The organism is Streptomyces sp. OR43 (genome assembly GCF_008042275.1).
Lineage (GTDB): Bacteria > Actinomycetota > Actinomycetes > Streptomycetales > Streptomycetaceae > Streptomyces.
In genome coordinates this window covers 1-1,007 of record NZ_RDBK01000123.1, presented here as the reverse complement: position 1 = coordinate 1,007, position 1,007 = coordinate 1, and the positions used below count along the sequence as shown (strand labels likewise).

Genomic DNA, 1,007 nt, shown 5'->3' with positions numbered 1-1,007 from the left:
GCGTGGGGAGGGGTGTCCGACCGGATGCACCAGCGAGTACGGCTCCTCGACGAGTACGCCGCCGATGAGCCCGGCGGGCACGGGCGAGGCCGCGCCCATGGTTGCGATACCCACGTCCGCGCGACCCTCGCTGACCTCCCCGGCGGTGCCCGCGCCCAGCTCGCGGACGACACGCACCTCCGGTTCGATGCCCGGGTGGCGGGCGCTGAGGCGCTCCAGGACGGGTGGCAGCAGGTGGAGGGCGGCGCTGCGGAAGGCGGCGATGCGCAGCGGGCCGGTGACCGTACCCCGTTCGGCGGCGCGGGCCTCCGCGGTCAGGGTGTCCAGGAGCCGCAGGACCCGTCGGGCGTGGGCGGCGGCGACGGCGCCGGCCGCGGTGGGCGTGGCGCCCTTACGGCCCCGCTCGAACAGGACCGCTCCGACCTTGCGTTCCGTCCCGCGTATGGAGTGCGAGACTGCGGACTGGGTCAGCCCGAGGACCGCGGCGGCCGCCGAGAAGCCGCGCTCCCGGTCGACGGCCACGAGGATGCGGAGCTCGTGCGGGGCGAGGTCGGCGGCGGCAGCCGCCGTGGTCGCGGGTGCGGGGGAAACGCGGGATGCGGCTTGCACAGGGGGTCCCACCTGCTTCTATGAGGATCCTTCATGGACGGGGCCGTTCCATGAGCGCAACCCTCTGCCCGGCCCGCGCATTCCTCCGTACGGTCACCGGCCCGCTGCGCATCGCCGCCTTCCGCAGCGCCGCCCTCCACCTGCTGCCACCCGTCCTGGAGCGCCTCAGCGCCCGCCACCCGGGCATCGAACCGGAGGTGCGTGTCGTCCGCGAGCTGGGCGCGGGCACCGCCGGGGAGGTCAGCGAGGGTCGCGCGGACGTGGGTATCGCAACCATGGGCGCGGCCTCGCCCGTGCCCGCCGGGCTCATCGGCGGCGTACTCGTCGAGGAGCCGTACTCGCTGGTGCATCCGGTCGGACACCCCGTCGGACACCCCTCCCCACGCTCCCTGCCGCTG

Annotated in this window: 2 protein-coding genes; one reads left to right on the top strand and one right to left on the bottom strand. The window is 75.4% G+C overall.

The window, feature by feature from the left end:
* A partial coding sequence (locus tag EAO72_RS41510) for a LysR family transcriptional regulator (RefSeq protein ID WP_148022552.1) occupies positions 1-609 on the bottom strand: 609 nt, incomplete at its 3' end.
* Between the two features lie 50 nt (positions 610-659).
* On the opposite strand from EAO72_RS41510, the gene EAO72_RS41505 reads away from it, so the two are divergent.
* Positions 660-1,007 (top strand): LysR family transcriptional regulator substrate-binding protein (locus tag EAO72_RS41505; protein ID WP_261991884.1); only part of this gene is annotated, 348 nt, incomplete at its 3' end.